This window comes from Bradyrhizobium sp. 45, from assembly GCF_023073155.1.
GTDB classification, from domain to species: Bacteria; Pseudomonadota; Alphaproteobacteria; order Rhizobiales; family Xanthobacteraceae; genus Bradyrhizobium; species Bradyrhizobium canariense_D.
The window spans coordinates 1-1,162 of record NZ_JADPIX010000137.1 but is presented as its reverse complement, the minus strand read 5'-3'; the positions used below and the strand labels follow the sequence as shown (position 1 = coordinate 1,162).

Below are 1,162 nucleotides of genomic sequence, written 5' to 3'. Positions count from 1 at the left end.
CATCGCAGGCGCCGCGAGCAACTCGGGTTCGGGCTGCGGATGCAGTCCGCGCAACGCGTTTCGCTCGATCTCCGCCAGCATCCGGCGACTGTCAATGTTCAGCGCAGTCCGATGCTTGTCGAGGTGGGCCGGCGCGTCACTAACGGGATACGATCGCATCGGCTCCCGGGCATCGGACAGATCGATCGAACTGATCGCCACCATCTCGACGAAAGAGCTGCGCGGCGGCGGCGCAGGCACCATCATCATGGTGGCGACGGACCGAAAGGACGGAAATGATAATCCTTCCATTCCTTCCATTAATTCTTCGTCGGTAATCACTTCATAGGAGCCAGCCGGTAGTATCCGCTCGAAGCTTGTGATCCGAAATGGGTGCTCGAACTCCACCGTTTCACGTCGTGATCGGGTAATCGTCATGATCATCCTCGCATGTTGGCGAGGACGCGCCGGGACAGCGGATAACAGCTGGCATAAAGAGGCGATCTCGCAGGTGCTGAACGCTCAATGACGGGGCTATTCAGCACCTCGGGCGAAAGCGATTCCACTGCAAACCGAAACCGGAAACTCCGCCTCAGAGCCATGCGCGTCCGGATTAATTGTTATCGAATATTCGCTGCCGTCCCGGCAGCCAATGCGCCAAGCATCGACCCCAGATTCGGTGCCGCCTTGATACATGGTCCGAACAACAGCTCCACAGGCCTGCTTTCTATTCTTCAAAACGGACGTCCAGAAAGCGAGATGCTTAGCCTGATCCAGTGCAAGTATCCTCATCGACCTTGTTAGCGGCGTGGGCCGTTCTGAAAGGCTCGGCAGCTACGACCTCGGGTGGCATGGCTGTTGTTGCAGTGGCAGCCGCCCTTCTAAAATGCAGATCGGCATCCAGAACAAACCATAGGACGGTGAAGCTCGCGACAGCCACCAGAGAGAGAATAGGCGATCGCTTCATCATGTCTCTCCCTCCCAGAGATCGAGACATTGCGGCCATCGCGGCGTCGCGAGGCCCGAGAAACCTAACGAAATATGGTACGTCGTGAACGGCGCTGATCGCTGCAACCGCCCAGGAACTGAGCCCTACCCTTCGATGAGCAGTGGCACAGCGGGGAGTGCAGCAGCGGCAGCGGGTTCAAGCAGCGGCACTGACCTGTCGCGAAAAGATGTCAAG

General features: G+C 58.2%; 1 pseudogene. It reads right to left on the bottom strand.

The window, feature by feature from the left end:
* Positions 1-417 (bottom strand): annotated as a pseudogene (locus IVB42_RS42390) (OpgC domain-containing protein); the annotation flags it as partial.
* Positions 418-1,162: the final 745 nt, after the last annotated feature.